This window comes from Shewanella sp. MTB7 (genome assembly GCF_027571385.1).
Taxonomy (GTDB): domain Bacteria; phylum Pseudomonadota; class Gammaproteobacteria; order Enterobacterales; family Shewanellaceae; genus Shewanella.
In genome coordinates, this window is the sequence record NZ_CP085636.1 from 4,839,068 (window position 1) to 4,854,074 (window position 15,007).

At 42.8% G+C, this 15,007-nt stretch carries 13 protein-coding genes; 8 read left to right on the forward strand and 5 right to left on the reverse strand.

Annotated features, from left to right (window positions below; genetic code table 11):
* Positions 1-150: 150 nt before the first annotated feature.
* Entirely contained in the window at positions 151-843 is a 693-nt protein-coding gene (locus HWQ47_RS21045) for a pseudouridine synthase (RefSeq protein WP_269967960.1), read from the reverse strand.
* 154 nt (positions 844-997) lie between these two features.
* Here HWQ47_RS21045 and HWQ47_RS21050 point away from each other — a divergent pair, with 154 nt between their 5' ends.
* The 5 genes from HWQ47_RS21050 to HWQ47_RS21070 all read left to right on the forward strand — a co-directional run bounded on the left by HWQ47_RS21050 (position 998) and on the right by HWQ47_RS21070 (position 6,265).
* Positions 998-1,525 carry a sugar O-acetyltransferase gene (locus tag HWQ47_RS21050; RefSeq protein WP_269971819.1) on the forward strand — a complete coding sequence of 176 codons (528 nt, stop codon included), beginning with the start codon at positions 998-1,000 and terminating at the stop codon, positions 1,523-1,525.
* Positions 1,526-1,734: 209 nt separating this feature from the next.
* Positions 1,735-3,819 carry a M13 family metallopeptidase gene (locus HWQ47_RS21055; RefSeq protein WP_269967961.1) on the forward strand — a complete coding sequence of 695 codons (2,085 nt, stop codon included), beginning with the start codon at positions 1,735-1,737 and terminating at the stop codon, positions 3,817-3,819.
* 515 nt (positions 3,820-4,334) lie between these two features.
* Positions 4,335-5,120 carry a RelA/SpoT domain-containing protein gene (locus tag HWQ47_RS21060; RefSeq protein WP_269967962.1) on the forward strand — a complete coding sequence of 262 codons (786 nt, stop codon included), beginning with the start codon at positions 4,335-4,337 and terminating at the stop codon, positions 5,118-5,120.
* Between the two features lie 64 nt (positions 5,121-5,184).
* Complete coding sequence (locus HWQ47_RS21065; RefSeq protein WP_269967963.1) at positions 5,185-5,592, forward strand: SMI1/KNR4 family protein; 408 nt, start codon at positions 5,185-5,187, stop codon at positions 5,590-5,592.
* Between the two features lie 172 nt (positions 5,593-5,764).
* Positions 5,765-6,265, forward strand: coding sequence for a DUF4447 family protein (locus HWQ47_RS21070; RefSeq protein ID WP_269967964.1), 501 nt, complete (start codon positions 5,765-5,767; stop codon positions 6,263-6,265).
* Positions 6,266-6,373: 108 nt separating this feature from the next.
* Here HWQ47_RS21070 and HWQ47_RS21075 read toward each other — a convergent pair whose 3' ends face one another.
* Positions 6,374-6,997, reverse strand: coding sequence for a glutathione S-transferase family protein (locus tag HWQ47_RS21075; protein ID WP_269967965.1), 624 nt, complete (start codon positions 6,995-6,997; stop codon positions 6,374-6,376).
* Between the two features lie 114 nt (positions 6,998-7,111).
* Complete coding sequence (locus HWQ47_RS21080; protein WP_269967966.1) at positions 7,112-9,733, reverse strand: TonB-dependent receptor plug domain-containing protein; 2,622 nt, start codon at positions 9,731-9,733, stop codon at positions 7,112-7,114.
* Positions 9,734-10,111: 378 nt separating this feature from the next.
* Between HWQ47_RS21080 and HWQ47_RS21085 the strand changes: the two genes are divergently transcribed.
* The 3 genes from HWQ47_RS21085 to HWQ47_RS21095 all read left to right on the forward strand — a co-directional run bounded on the left by HWQ47_RS21085 (position 10,112) and on the right by HWQ47_RS21095 (position 13,166).
* Positions 10,112-11,386 carry an Nramp family divalent metal transporter gene (locus HWQ47_RS21085; protein WP_269971820.1) on the forward strand — a complete coding sequence of 425 codons (1,275 nt, stop codon included), beginning with the start codon at positions 10,112-10,114 and terminating at the stop codon, positions 11,384-11,386.
* Between the two features lie 42 nt (positions 11,387-11,428).
* Complete coding sequence (locus tag HWQ47_RS21090) at positions 11,429-12,487, forward strand: serine hydrolase domain-containing protein (protein WP_269967967.1); 1,059 nt, start codon at positions 11,429-11,431, stop codon at positions 12,485-12,487.
* Positions 12,488-12,701: 214 nt separating this feature from the next.
* Positions 12,702-13,166 (forward strand): DUF1456 family protein, encoded by a 465-nt coding sequence (locus HWQ47_RS21095; RefSeq protein ID WP_269967968.1) that lies wholly within the window; start codon positions 12,702-12,704, stop codon positions 13,164-13,166.
* 91 nt (positions 13,167-13,257) lie between these two features.
* Here the strand turns inward: HWQ47_RS21095 and yedF are convergent, their stop codons facing one another.
* Both yedF and yedE read right to left on the reverse strand, forming a co-directional pair.
* Positions 13,258-13,494 (reverse strand): sulfurtransferase-like selenium metabolism protein YedF, encoded by a 237-nt coding sequence (gene yedF / locus HWQ47_RS21100; RefSeq protein ID WP_269967969.1) that lies wholly within the window; start codon positions 13,492-13,494, stop codon positions 13,258-13,260.
* 64 nt (positions 13,495-13,558) lie between these two features.
* Positions 13,559-14,770 (reverse strand): selenium metabolism membrane protein YedE/FdhT, encoded by a 1,212-nt coding sequence (gene yedE, locus HWQ47_RS21105; protein WP_269967970.1) that lies wholly within the window; start codon positions 14,768-14,770, stop codon positions 13,559-13,561.
* Positions 14,771-15,007: the final 237 nt, after the last annotated feature.

A 15,007-nucleotide genomic window follows, 5' to 3' on the forward strand; every position in this document is an offset into this window, starting at 1 on the left:
CTCATAAGAGAACAACCATTATGTCATCCATTCGCCTTGAATTAGTTTGCCAAAAAACACTCTGAGTAGATCAACTTCTTATACTGATTGGTATATAAACGGCTCTCAAAATGAGAGCCGTTTATCGTTAATACAGATTAAATCTTAGTGTTATTTAACTGATTTCATTTCAGCATCCGTCAAATAACGCCACTCACCGGGAGCGAGTGCTGGATCCAACTCTATTTCACCAACACTTTCACGGTGCAATTTAGTTACACTATTCCCAACCGAAGCCAGCATACGCTTCACCTGATGATACTTGCCTTCGGTGATAGTTAGGCGCGCTTGATGGGAGCCTAAAATCTCCAATATTGCAGGTTTAGTCAACCCGTCTTCATTGTTCAACTGTAGACCCGTAGCAAACTCTTCGATTAACAAAGGGTTCAAAGCTTCAGCCGTCTCAAGCAGATAACGCTTACCGCACTCTTTCTTCGGCGAAGTGATCTTATGTGACCACTGACCATCAGTTGTAATTAACACTAAACCGGTAGTGTCCACATCAAGCCTGCCTGCAATATGCAGATCTTCAGCACGGATAACATCAATCAAACCAATCACTGATGGGTGAATTTCGTCAACCGTCGAACAGATTGTGTCCACTGGCTTATTGAGCATAATAAAACGCGGACCAATAATCGACAGTGGTTCCCCATCTAGACAAATGGTTAGCCCATCCGTCACTTTAAAACCAGAGGTTTTAACTATCTCTCCATTGCAGGTAACACCACCACGGTGCAGGGCTTTCTTTGCAGAAACACGAGAGTGTGAAGTTGATTCACAAATAAATTTATCTAAACGCACAGGAGAAACTCAGCTTATATAACAATGGTCGACATTATGAGGCTAGCGCCGTCAAAGGGCAAAGTTTTGCTTGAATCGGTAATAGAGTAAGAGGTATGGTGCCAAACTATTCCGTAGGAGAATATAAATGGATCAACCACCTAGCATGATTAACATCGCTGAATTTGAAAAGATGATTTCGGGTCAAGAATATCATTGCCTCGACGCAAAGCTCAGCCAATTTAGGCAACAACAGCAAGTTCGTAATCGACAAATGAATCTCAATGGCAAAATCGATTCACAACTCCTGCCCAATATTGCCAACACTGCCTGTATTATTCTGCCCTGCTATATCAGTTACGGCGTCAATATCTCACTTGGAGAGCAAGTATTTATTAATGCCAATGCCACCTTACAAGATAATGCCCCTATTTATATCGGTCAACAAACCATGATTGGTCCCAATGCACAGCTTTATACTGCGAGTCACCCACTCGACGCCACACAGCGCTGCAGCGGATTTGAAGTCGCAAAAGCGATATACATTGGCCAAAGAGTATGGATTGGAGGTGGTGCGATTATTTTACCTGGCGTACGAATTGGCGATGAAGCGGTTATCGGTGCTGGCGCAGTGGTCACCAAAGACGTTAGCGAAAAACATGTCGTAGCTGGTAACCCAGCCAAAGTAATAAAAGTCTTATGACGGTATTATTTCTCGCTACAGATAAACATAATAACACTTAAGGAAACCTTTTCTTACACATGAAGCTGATTGAAACCCCACCATCTTCCCCCCTCCCCTTGTTTACATTCCTCCAATAGCCTTAACATGTGTACCACTATGCAAAGTTGCGATTGATAGATAACAAAAATGACCCTATATGGGCAAACTGCAGATTAAAAGGAAAACAAATGAAAAAAGCACTCGTTGGGGGACTTTGTGCCTCACTCATTGTAGGACTTACTGCCTGCTATAATGAAAAAGTTGAAGTGAAAACTCCCGATACCAGCAAAACAGAAACGGCGGCAGCAGTATCTAAAGCCCTAGGCTCAGGCATAGATTTCGCTCATTTCGACAAGTCTGTTCGTCCTCAAGATGACTTCTATAACTATGTAAACGGCACCTGGCTTAAGAACACCGAGATCCCAAGTGACAGAACTAGCACAGGTGCCTTTTACGATCTACGTGAAAAATCTCGTGACGATATAAAAGCCATTATCGAAGAAGTCGCTGCTACGACTGATTTAATTGTCGGCACTGACGAACAAAAAGTTGCAGATCTTTACCGTTCATTTATGGATACTGACACACTAAACAAACTAGGGACTGCACCAATCCAAGCTGAGTTAGATAAGATTGCCGCTCTAAAAACGAAAGAAGAGCTGGTGAGCTACTTTGCCCACAGCCAAATTATCGGTGGTGGAACACCACTGGCTTTCTATATCGATGTTGATGCCAAAGATTCAAGCCGTTACGCTACCCACCTGTGGCAATATGGTTTAAGCCTGCCGGAAAAAGATTACTACTTTAATGAAGGCGAACGCTTCGTCAATATTCGTAAAGCCTATGTCGAGCATATCGAAAAAATGTTCACTTTAGCAGACTTTAATGATCCAAAAGCCAGTGCCGAGCAGATTCTGGCTCTGGAAACAGCCATCGCCAGCAAACACTGGGACGTGGTTGAAACTCGTGATAGCACTAAAACCTATAACAAAATGACAATTAAAGAGCTTACCGCTCTAGCACCTGATATCGACTGGACAGGCTATTTAACCACTCTAGGCGTTGCAACACAGCCAGATATCATCGTCAATCAACCCAGCTTTATTGAGGGCTTCAATGAAGTCTTAAAAGCGAATGAACTTGCAGCTTGGCAGACCTACATGAAGTGGCAGTTACTGACTCATTTCGCTGGCGAAATGACGGCCGAACTTGATAATGAAAACTTCGAGTTTTTCTCTAAAACCCTCAATGGACAGCAAGAGCAGCAACCTCGCTGGAAACGTGGTGTAAGCACGGTCAATAGTGTGTTAGGTGAAGTCGTAGGCAAGGTCTACGTTAAACGTCACTTTACTCCTGAAGCTAAGGCACGTATGCAGACCTTAGTTGAAAATTTACGTGGCGCTTACGGCGAAAGTATAGACGGCCTGACTTGGATGAGTGCAGACACTAAAGTGGCTGCCAGAGATAAATTGGCTAAGTTTGATCCCAAAATAGGTTATCCGGACAGGTGGGAAGATTACGATAAACTCACCATCAAGGCCGATGAGCTGATTGGTAACAATATTCGTGCTAACGAACTTGGACACGAAAAAGAGCTGGCAAAACTTGCAGGTCCTATTCGTAAGTGGGAGTGGCATATGACACCACAAACCGTTAATGCTTACTACAACCCAACCATGAATGAAATTGTTTTCCCAGCGGCTATTTTGCAACCTCCTTTCTTCAACATGGAAGCGGATGATGCGGTCAATTATGGTGGTATTGGTGCGGTGATCGGACACGAAATGGGCCATGGTTTTGACGACCAAGGTGCTAAATTTGACGGCGAAGGCAACATGCGTGATTGGTGGACTGAAAACGATCTATCAGAATTTGCAGCTCGTGGTAAAGCACTTGTAGATCAGTATAATGGCTATGCTGTATTTGATGACTTAAATGTAAATGGTGAGCTAACACTGGGCGAAAACATTGGTGATCTCTCCGGGGTGACTATCGCTTACAAGGCTTATAAAAAGTCACTCAACGGCAAAGAGGCACCCGTTATCGATGGTTTAACTGGTGATGAGCGTTTCTTCATCGGTTTCACTCAGATCTGGCGCGCCAAGATCAAAGAGGAATCAATGCGTAATCGCGTAGCAACAGATCCACATTCACCAGCGAAGTTCCGCTCACTAGGCGCCCTGTCGAACATGCCTCAGTTCTATACCACCTTCGACCTAAAAGAAGATGATGCAATGTACATAGCTCCTGAAAATCGCGTAAAGATCTGGTAATACAAATTTATACCAATCAGCATAAAGATGTGATCGCTCAGCGAGAATTTAGCGCTTCTGAGGCAAGGCAACGAGTGAAGAACATAGTTGTTCTACGTTTAAGCTCGTTAACATCGCATCGGACGCGCTAAAACACGCCTGTAAGGAGTGTTTTTGGCTGCCTACTTCTGCGTTAAATGAACTCACAAGGGAATAACCATTCTGTCATCCATTCGCCTTGAATTAGTTTGCCAAAAAACGCTCTGAGTAGATCACTTTCTTATACTGACTGGTATTACACCTTTATCTTTTAAAAGAGCGCTATATGCGCTCTTTTTTGTTGAAAAATAGGAGTAATCTAACCTTAATAGGTACAAGAAAATGGTCGATACTATCTCTTTCCAGTGGTTGGTATTGTCCATGAACAAAGTTTAATTTTTCATTCAGCAAAGATTAAGGAAATCACATATACATTGTTACTTGAAACATTCGCATTCTTAACCAGTTTTGAGGTCCGTAATATGTTTATGAACAGTATGAACAAACTATTTAGAACATTTTTTATCTTTCTTCTGCTCCTTTCTACCCGTACCGGTTTTGCTGCAACTCATGAATTTCAAAACCAAGTCAAAGAGAAAAGTGATAACTATGCAGCTAGGCAATCACTGCCCAAAAATCTCACTGGTCTAAACTCCATCTCAAGTCTTCAGCATCATACTCCCAGACAGACAAGTAGTGATCTGGAGACCCTATACTCTCAAGCTCAACCCGCTCAGAATGAACTCAATATCCTCATAGAACAGATAATAAAGAATACTGTCCTCACTGCTTCACTGCCTCAGATAAAGACTTTTGAGCGAGCCCATAATAAGGTCACCACAAAGTTTAATGGTGACGCTAGCCAGATAACAGACCTAGCCAGAGCCAGTATTGTCGCCCATAACATTCACGATCTCATGCAGGCATACCAGACTCTCAGTGAACAGACAGAGGTTATCCAAGTCAAAAACCGCTTCGCTTCACCAAAAGAGTCTGGCTACCGAGATCTTAATGCGTTGATTAAGCTGCCCCAAACAGGAATGATTGTCGAAGTTCAACTCCACCTCAATGAAATAGCTAAAATCAAAAGTGGCTCAGAGCATCAAAATTATCAAGAGGTACAAGGGATCGAAGCGCTTGCGAGCAGTGAAAACAGAAACTTACTTGATGCAGAAACCGCAAGGATTGTTCAGTTACGTCAGAGTTCTCACAAGCAATATCATAAGGCTTGGTTGAACTATAAGCGCATTGATAATGCAGGTGTGCTCCAAGCTGCGGCCTAACTAACAAATTCACTCGATTCGGGATATACTCCCATTTCACTGATAGCTAACTAGCGAAGAGACAATGCACGACATCATAGAGCAACTACAGGAAATGAGTGAAACCGTTCCTATTCCTTTAGAACTTCCAACATTCGATCAGCTCGTCATGGCCGAAGAGGAAATTTTAATGCCTCTACCCGGAGAGTTAAAACAGTATCTGCTCTACGCCAGTGATGTTATCTATGGTTCGCTAGAACCTGTTACTGTCAGCGATCCAAACTCCCATACTTTTCTTCCTGAAGTCACTGCATACGCTTGGTCTATTGGCATGTCCCGTGAGTACGTTCCAATTTGTCAGCAGGGCAATAGCAACAACTTCTACTGTATTGATCAAGAAGGACAGGTGCTGTTATGGAACGAGAATGGAACCGAAAGTGAGTACTGGGAATCGTTGTGGGAATGGGTCGAACAAGTCTGGATGAAGAGTTAAGTTCAAATTAGAGTTTCTAGGCTTGGGTTCTAGGTTCTAGGTTCTAGGTTCTAGGTTCTAGGTTCTAGGTTCTAGGTTCTAGGTTCTAGGTTCTAGGTTCTAGGTTCTAGCATGTCAAGCGTTTATCTTTTCGCTTCAAACTAGCGAAAAGTCTATATATATTGGAAATACAATGTCAAAGAGTTCAGGCTTAAATGCCATTGAAATAAAGTACCTGCGTTTATCTTTAGGCCTCACTCCTGCGCAAGTTGGTGAGCTGAGTAAAGCAACTGAAGAGGATGTTATCGCATGGGAAGCGGGCGAGAAACCTGTATCTGGTTTAGCAGAAAAGAAGCTAATCGAAATCGATGAGACCATCGAGATGCAGGTACTTAATACGTGTGATGGTATCGAGGAACTATTCAAGCAGGAACCAAAGCGTAAGCTTAGCTTCGTGGTTTACCCAACTCAAGCGCTTTACGCACAATATAACCCTGAATTTTTAGGTGCTCTACCACTTACAGAGCTCTATAACACCTCAGCTTGGCGCATTAAGAAAGAGTGTCAACTTATCTTAGAGGTTGATGTCACTTTAGTGGCATTAGAAATTGAAAGTTATAAAGCCTACCGTGAAAAAGAGGGCTTGAAAGAGAGTCGTGAAAACCGAGCAAAATGGGCGGCAGCACAGCTTTAGTTTCGAGTTTCGAGTTTCGAGTTTCGAGTTTCGAAGAGCATAAACGAAAAAAGCATCTTTCATAGATGCTTTTTTCGTTTCTAACAGATGAGATTATAGTGAGAAAAGCTACTCGGCACCCGCCATCTCCTTTTCTAGCGCTTTGGTCATTGCTGGTCTGGATGTTACACGGTCACGATAAGCCGCTAACTTAGGCGGAATGTCTTGCTCGAACCGTGTTGCCCATAATAGAGTATGCCCTAATAATATGTCTGCTGCTGACAGCTTATCACCAAGCAAAAACTCACTATCAGGCAACCAGTTTTCAGCAATCGCAGCCGCCTTATCAAACTCCCATTTAGCCACGGCAAACATACTCTGCTGACGTAACTCCTCGGGCAGGGCAAACTTATGTTTACCTATGGTCCACAGTGGCTGCTCCAATTCACAGGTAATAAAACTCACCCATTGATGATGCAGCGCACTTGCATTGCTTCCCCTCTGAGGCAGCAAATTTCCATCACCATACTTTTCGGCAAGATACAGCACAATTGCTGCCGACTCAGTAATCACTAAATCATTTTCAACCAAGGCGGGTACCTTACCGCAGGGATTAATGGCCAGAAAAGCTTCGCTGCGACTATCGCCCTTAGCAAAGTTGATAAAATGGTATTGCCAATCGAGCCCTAACTCTTCAAGCATCCAAGATACGCGCAGTGAACGGCTACGAGGCACGCCATATAACTTAATCATTCTCACTCCTTCGACAATTAGCTTTTTATAAGTGTGTTGCCATTAAAGCAAAAAAAACGGCCCAAGTACGACCGTTTAGTATTTAGTTACAGTTTAAATTTTCAACAGATAAATTTAGAAGCTATAACTCGCTTGCAAGTATACGAAACGTCCCTGTCCACTGTGCACTGAAGTCACAAAGCCCATAAAGTCGTGATAAGAGAACGGTGGCTCTTCATCGAACAGGTTAGTCGCACCCAGTGTTAATACTGTATCGGGTAATCCATAATAGTTAACCGAAGCATCAACCGTCATCATGGCATCAATGTTGTCCATGCCCTCTTTTTGAACGACCTCTTTTTGATCAAATTCGCCAATATAATTCACACCCACATAGGACCTAAAATCACTGATGGTCCAATCAACGCCAGCAGTCCAACGTACTTTAGGTTGCTCAAATTCTCCCACTCGAATATTGGTCCTTTTCTCTCCAGGCTTATCAAGACTAGCTGGGCGTTTATCGTCGTACTTGAAAACATAGTTCAACATATAACTGAATTTAAACTCACCAGCATCGGTCTCTAGCAGATATTTTGCATCCAAATCTAAACCTGTGGTGACGAGATCGCCGATATTCTGAAATGAGTCATAGATGGTGACGACTTCACCGGGATCATTTGGAATGGTCGAAGGTAGACGCTCGACGACGCTAGGGTCATCACCATAGTTACTGAATACAAATTGGGTGTCTGAATCAATTATACTGTTAATATCATAGCTATAGTAATCAAGAGTAAAGTTAAATTCCTCGGTTACATTGTAGATCATACCTAAGTTATAGCTTGTGGACTCTTCCGGCCCTAAATCCGGATTACCCTCAAACACAGCAGTGTACTCTTGCGTCTCACAAGCCTTATTAATGTTCCCCACCGCTGCACAACGTATTGTATCCACAAGCCCTGGTGACTCATCGGTACGACCTAAACCCAGTTGAGCCAATGATGGCGCTCTAAATGCAGTGCCCCAAGAGCCTCTAAAGGAGAGATCTTCTGTGGCTGACCATAAGAGTGCCACTTTAGGATCGGTTGTTGTACCAAAATCACTGTAATTCTCATGACGAGCGGCTATCTGCAGCTCTAATGAGTCAAGAAGTGGCACACTTAATTCGACATAGAAAGCGGTGCTATCTCGCTCACCATTGGCCTGAGTCGCCTCAGTGCCAAATACTTCACCGCGCAAAAATTGATCATCGGGATTATCACTGATTGATTGTTCTCGATACTCTGCTCCCATAGCCACCATCAGCTCACCAGCTGGCAACTCCATGATAGGGCCGGAGATTTTTGCATCTATTGAGCGGTTAGTCGACTCACCAAAACGATTGGTGGTGGTTTCGATAAAATCTAACGCTGCTTGGGTATTTGTTGAAGGCTCAAACGGGTTCCAACTGCCATTGTCTATCGCTTCTTGGGCACGGCGAGAGTTAGGGAAACCATCAATGCCGCGCTCAATAGACTTACTGTTTATATAGCTAAATGCCGTTTCCCAATCCCAATCGCCAAACTGACCATTGAGCCCTACGATAGTTCGATAGTAATCTGATTCAACTTCTTTTAGACGATTACCAATATCCACCATACGTCGACGCATAGTCAGGTCTTCATTATAAAACTCATGGGTTGGCATATCGGCGAAAGGGTGATTTGGATTGTTGGCTGACATAAACAACTCATTAAAGCTTGGGCTACCGGCACCTTTAATCGTTGTTGTTGAGGTTTGGCCATTAAACTCAAGGAAGCCGCTAACATTATCATTAATTTCGTACTTACCCATATAATTGACACTAAAGCGCTTATTCTCAGGCACCATGGTCATCATAGGCGCATAATCATAGCGACACAGGTTATTGGCTAAATCGATATCCTCTGGAGCACAGACATCATTGCCAAAGGTATCCGGCAGGCGATTGGTTGGATCTGAAGCTAATGCAACTGTACCAGGAAAACCTGAAGAACTTCTCATATCTTCAGCAAAGGGATCATTAGGCCTTAACGCCGATTGATTAGATGATCTTGAGTAATCACGATCGCCATAGAGTAACTCTTCGCGATTAAAATAATCTAAAATAAAGGTATGGCTACTTTTCTCAGTATGGCTTCCCCACACTAAACTAACAGTCTCCTCCTTCCCTCCACCAGCAGAAGTATCACCGACTCTGGCAATGATCTCAGCGCCATCAATATCATCTTTAAGAATAATATTAATTACACCAGCGATAGCATCTGAACCATAGGTCGCTGACGCCCCATCTTTAAGAATATCAACACGTTTAATAGCTGATACAGGAATGTTGTTAATATCAACAAAAGCGGTATCAATGCCCTTAGCAAATGGACTCACCGATACGCGGCGCCCATTCACCAAGATTAATGTGGAGTCAGCACCGAGTCCACGTAGTGAAACACTTGAGCCACCATTAGCCGTATCATCACTGCTGTTAGCTTGTGTAGAGAAAGTACCTTGTCCTGAAATAGGAAGTTTCGAAAATAAACCTATCAAATCAGTGGCCCCAGAGTTACTAATGTCCTCTTCTGATATCGATGTTACCGGTGAAGGTCCTTCCATATCGGTACGTTTAATATGGGAACCAGTAACTTGAATACGTTCAACAGACTCTTCTGCCGCTATTATGTTAGGTGCGTAAACAGCTGTTACAGCCGCAGCGCACAGGCTAGGTAAAGCTTGTAGTAATTTCATAATCATCCTCTGATTTAAGTTTTATATTTTTATATTTATTTTTTATGTGATTCGACTACTACAAACTTCAGTCACGTTACTCAAACAATCACAAAACCCAACCTAAGGGCTAAATTAGTAAAGTCAAATGAATAGATGGAGATAAAATGTAAAAATTCGTAAAAATAGGTATAAGATAGCCAATATAAGCCAGATAATTTAACTGTTTAAAATCAATAGCTTAGATGGTTTCACTCTAGCTATATTTTATATCTCTGAGGAAATAAATATTCTGAACAGTGACGTTAAACTGTGGAGTGAAAAATACTCCCTTTAAACTAGGTCATAAGCATGTCATATTCTATGGCACTGCTTAAATATGAAATTAGAATAGGTAAAATGGAAAAGTTGTACCCACAAAATAATAATCTTAACACCTCCTTATTAACACGATTTCAATATTTTCTAGCGGCATTAGGGCCTGGGATTTTAATGGCTGCCGCAGCGATTGGCGCTTCTCACTTAGTCTCTTCGACGCGGGCTGGTGCCGAATTTGGTTGGCAGCTCGCTTGGGTCATTCTTGCCGTTAATCTACTCAAGTACCCTTTTTTTGCTGCAGGTGCTCGTTATACCGCTGCTACTGGTGAGAGCCTACTCCACGGTTACCTAAAACAAGGGCGAGGCTACCTACTGCTCTTTAGTGGATTAAATACCTTTGCCGCTATCGCCAGCACCGCAGGTGTGACCATGCTAACCGCTGCTATGTTGACGCTATTTATACCGCTATCAATCGATCTACTCGCCTTAATTGTGCTGCTTTCTAGTATTGCTCTGTTAATTTTTGGCCACTATACCTTGCTCGATAAATTGACTAAGGTCATCATGCTCAGCCTTACTATCAGCACATTAGTTGCTGTCGCGTTAGCGTTTAATATCCCGCCGGTCATGAAGCCAGACTTTATCTCACAGTCTCCTTGGCAGTGGGCCAATATAGGTTTCTTAATTGCCATGATGGGTTGGATGCCAGCACCAATAGAAGTCAGCACTTGGAACTCATTATGGTTACTAGAAAAACAAAAAAAGCAGCCAATATCTAAACAGCAGGCCATTTTGGACTTTAACTTTGGCTACTTGCTCACTGCGCTGTTAGCTATTGTCTTCTTAGCCTTAGGGTCGCTGGTTATGCATGGCAGTGGTGAACACTTCTCTGCATCAGGGGCTAAGTTCGCCAGTCAACTTATCACCTTGTATAGTCAGGTTCTCGGCAATGAAACTCGCTATCTTATTAGCACTGTCGCCCTACTCTGCATCTTTAGCACCACTGTCACTGTGATCGATGGTTATAGCCGCACCTTAAATATGGGCTGGCAACTTTTGACTAAACAACAGGACTCAGATAAACGCCTAACTGGCATCATGCTTACAATCTGTACACTGGGGCTAGCCATCATTGTTTTCTTTAAAGGCGCCCTGCTGCCTTTACTTGAATTGGTGATGATCCTCGCTTTCATGACTACGGTTATTTTTGCCTGGCTCAACTACAAGCTGATGACCAGTGAAGCCTTGCCAGAAAAAGATAGATACGGTAATAAGATGAAAGCGTTATCTTTGTTGGGAATGATTTACCTACTCGGGTTTGCAGGCCTGTTTATCTACTGGATAGTATCTAAGTAAAGTAACCCTGATAACCAAGCCGTTAGGTAGGAATACAATTCAATGAGATACATCAAAACAGCCACCATGTCTGTGACGCTGCTTTTGTGCATGGCACAGTCTGGTTATAGCCATTCAGCAGAAATAGAGAGCAGTGATTATCAAGCCCTTATCGAATCAATACTTGATAAAGCTGCAGTCCCTTTCAGTGGCAGAGTGTTGCTTTCAAAAAATGGTAAGCTTCTCGCCTCTGTGACAAAGGGAGAGGGGATCACGCTCAACTCCAGTTTTGTTATGGCTTCACAGTCGAAACAGATCACTGCCGTACTGGTTATGCAAGCCGTCGACAATGGAAAGCTAAACCTGAAGCACACTCTCAATCATTACCTTAATCAGCAGGGTACAACCAAAGAATTTCCTCGGTTTGCTCACTATGACAAACGTATCACCTTGGAACAACTTCTTAGTCACACCTCAGGTATTAATCACTTAGGAAAACCCAATCTATTTAAACCGGGAACAAAGTTTCACTATTCAAACTTAGGCTACACAGTACTGGCTCAAGTGCTGGAACAGATCAATCATCTCAGCTTTCAAGCACAGATCACGAACCTAGATCAAATTAATCAACTCAAAGGAATTTCAGCCAGAACTGGCACTATCGATAAGCTCCACAGCCAGATACCCTCTCTCGCTTATGGAAAAGTCGAGACCAATAGAAAGTTATCCCCTACTGATTTAACCATAACCCATGAGTTGATTCCCGCTGGCGGGCTCATGAGCACAGCCCCTGCTTTTGCTCGCTTTATGCATCAACTGCATACAGGAAAATTGATGAGTGATACAAGTTATGCATTGATGACTCAGGCGCACACCACTCGTCCCCATCGCTGGCCTGAAATGAACTATGGCTACGGTTTACAAATAAATGAACAAGATGGAATAATCGAATACAGCCACAGCGGCTATCTACCTGGTTATATGTCCCTATCACTGCATTATCCTCAAGCGAATTTAGACCTCATTGTGCTTGAGAGTACCTCTTTATCTCTTAATGATATAAAGCGCACTTTTTCACTACACGATCAGATGCGCACCGCCATTAGAACACTCGTGAAATAGACAAGCTCACTGGATAAAAATAAAACAAATAACTGACACCAAACTCAGTGATACTGATTTTGCCAAGGGAACAACCATTACCTAAAATCAATATATTGCCTAAAGCACATTAAATTCCCGCTGAATCCTGCATTTCCAAGTAGCTTGGGTATATAATGTCGCCAAATGATGATTGCGCAGCCGCGCAATCGCGTAGATGAAAGAATGAAGACTTATGATAAACAATGATATTTTACGCCGTGTCCGTTTCGTGTTTGATTACCAAAATGCAAAAATGATTAAAATTTTCGCAAAGGTAAATCATGAAATGACGCAAGAGCTTCTACTCAACATGCTTAAGAAAGAGTCAGAAGAGGGCTATCAACCATGTAATGACAAGACTATGTGTCTTTTCTTAGATGGTTTAATCATTGAAAAACGTGGTCTTAAAGAGGGTGCTGAAATTCCTGAGCCAGTATCTCAACTGAACAACAACCTAATTTTTAAGAAGTTAAGAGTGGCACTTGAGATGCGTGAAGACGACATCATTAGCACTTTAGCATTAGCCGAGTTCAATATGTCTAAGTCTGAATTAGGTGCATTATTTAGAAAGCCAGGTCATAAACACTTTAAAGAGTGTGGCGATCAAGTATTACGTAATTTCCTAGCGGGTCTATCGCTTAAGCTTCGCGGTAAGTAATCACCCTAAAAAATGATATCCAATGCGTCTCAGTTACACCTGAAACGCATTTCATCTGATTGACTGAAACCCCACAACCTTTAAATCACTATTATTTCTTAAGCAAAAAACGCAGTATCACACCTTGCTGACTAACGTCCAGCACTTCATAACCGTGGCTTCTTGCATCATTAGGGATATTATTGATTGATTGCGAGCAATCGGTGATCACCTCTAACACTTCACCTGGTTTTAGTGATGCCATCGCTTCAAGCGTAGCAACCGCAGGATAAGGGCAAGGCTCCCCATAAATCTCTAAATTGTAATCAGGCTCGATAGATCCTGTCATACTCTGCTCCTCAGCAAAAATAAGCTCAAGTCACCTTGAGCCCTATATAAAGTTAATCAATTTGTTAACGAATATCAGCGGCAGCTATCTCTTTCACCTTATTCTGCTTTTTGAAAAAATGGCGTTCCCACAATAAAATCAGCACAAACGACAAGCCAAGCAATAGGTAAGTCACCCCCAGAGCCCCTAATGGCCCGAACACATCTAATAAGTTCACCTTATCCCAACTCGTTGCCAAAGGTTCCGCGAGTTCGTCCCAGTAATAAGCCAAAATGGTTGCGCCAACAATATTCCCTAAACCCACCCACCAAAAATGAACTTGGCCCTCTAATGCACGGTACATCCAACCCGTTTCACAACCACCAGCAATCACAATGCCGATGCCAAACAGCAAGCCACCAATCACGACATTGGGACCCGCCCAAAGGGTCTTTGGCGTCATACCTAGCTGCACATAGCTATAAATGCCGATAACACTGACCGCCATGCCTAAGATAATGGCTTTAGCCATATGGGTCCGGCCAGTGATCCACATGTCTCTGAAGGCTGAGGTAAAACAGATCTGAGCTCGTTCAATCAACAAACCAAAAATAATACCCATAAACATAGCCATACCTAGCTTTGTAGAACGACTCATCATATAGAATGAGCCCGATATCATCACTGCAAATACCACCCAGCCCAGACGAAAACGGTGCTGTACTTGATGAATATTAACTTTCGTCACTTTTTTCAAGCCTCCGGGTTTAACCCTTGCGCTTGAGCGGAAAAAAGGTAATAAGGTGATCTTTGCCCCAATATAAGTACCCGCGGCAGCTGTAAAGGCAAAGATCCATGCATGCAAGGTAAATTGTGGAATGCCGGTAAAGAAGGCGGCGAGATTACACCCCATTGCCATACGAGCACCAAAACCAGCAATGATGCCGCCAATCAGTGCCTGTGCAATACGCTTCTTACTACTGGGCATCCGTAGCTTCATGTTGTTCGCCCACAACACTGCAGCTAAACAGCCACCAAACATACCAATAATCATTACGCCGCCGACACGATCCAGCGGTGTACCTTGCAAGCCGATAATTTTAAAATATTCCCATGTTTCAGGTTCCGCTCCGAACCACTGTAATACATGTCCGCCCCATCGCGTAAACTCCCCAGTCACGGCCCAAAGCGAGCCCGTTAAACCAAAAAAATAAGTAGACAAAATCCCTGCGGCAATCACGGCAGCAAAAGGCGACCAGAACTTAATAAAAAACTGATTTTTAAACGTTAACCACATATTTAAAATCACCAAAAATTATTTACAATTAAAAACTAGCTCGACTGGTTAATAACAAGGCCGAAGAACGAGTCTGATTATTGGAATATATATGACTAATTAATTAATCTAACGTGACGTCATACATGTTTGAGACCGGAGATAATATCACCTTCTACAGACAATATTTCTGCTGCATTTGTGGCCTCCGTCAAATTAAATGCATTAAGAAATCAGTGGTTAAAGATAAGTTGAAAA

What these genes read in the sequence shown, in the direction of transcription:
- HWQ47_RS21055 (WP_269967961.1), top strand. Translation starts at nt 1,735, where the DNA reads ATGAAAAAAGCACTCGTTGGGGGACTTTGTGCCTCACTCATTGTAGGA.
- HWQ47_RS21080 (WP_269967966.1), bottom strand. Translation starts at nt 9,733, where the DNA reads ATGAAATTACTACAAGCTTTACCTAGCCTGTGCGCTGCGGCTGTAACA.
- HWQ47_RS21075 (WP_269967965.1), bottom strand. Translation starts at nt 6,997, where the DNA reads ATGATTAAGTTATATGGCGTGCCTCGTAGCCGTTCACTGCGCGTATCT.
- HWQ47_RS21095 (WP_269967968.1), top strand. Translation starts at nt 12,702, where the DNA reads ATGATAAACAATGATATTTTACGCCGTGTCCGTTTCGTGTTTGATTAC.
- HWQ47_RS21090 (WP_269967967.1), top strand. Translation starts at nt 11,429, where the DNA reads ATGAGATACATCAAAACAGCCACCATGTCTGTGACGCTGCTTTTGTGC.
- yedF (WP_269967969.1), bottom strand. Translation starts at nt 13,494, where the DNA reads ATGACAGGATCTATCGAGCCTGATTACAATTTAGAGATTTATGGGGAG.
- yedE (WP_269967970.1), bottom strand. Translation starts at nt 14,770, where the DNA reads ATGTGGTTAACGTTTAAAAATCAGTTTTTTATTAAGTTCTGGTCGCCT.
- HWQ47_RS21060 (WP_269967962.1), top strand. Translation starts at nt 4,335, where the DNA reads ATGAACAAACTATTTAGAACATTTTTTATCTTTCTTCTGCTCCTTTCT.
- HWQ47_RS21085 (WP_269971820.1), top strand. Translation starts at nt 10,112, where the DNA reads ATGGAAAAGTTGTACCCACAAAATAATAATCTTAACACCTCCTTATTA.
- HWQ47_RS21070 (WP_269967964.1), top strand. Translation starts at nt 5,765, where the DNA reads ATGTCAAAGAGTTCAGGCTTAAATGCCATTGAAATAAAGTACCTGCGT.
- HWQ47_RS21065 (WP_269967963.1), top strand. Translation starts at nt 5,185, where the DNA reads ATGCACGACATCATAGAGCAACTACAGGAAATGAGTGAAACCGTTCCT.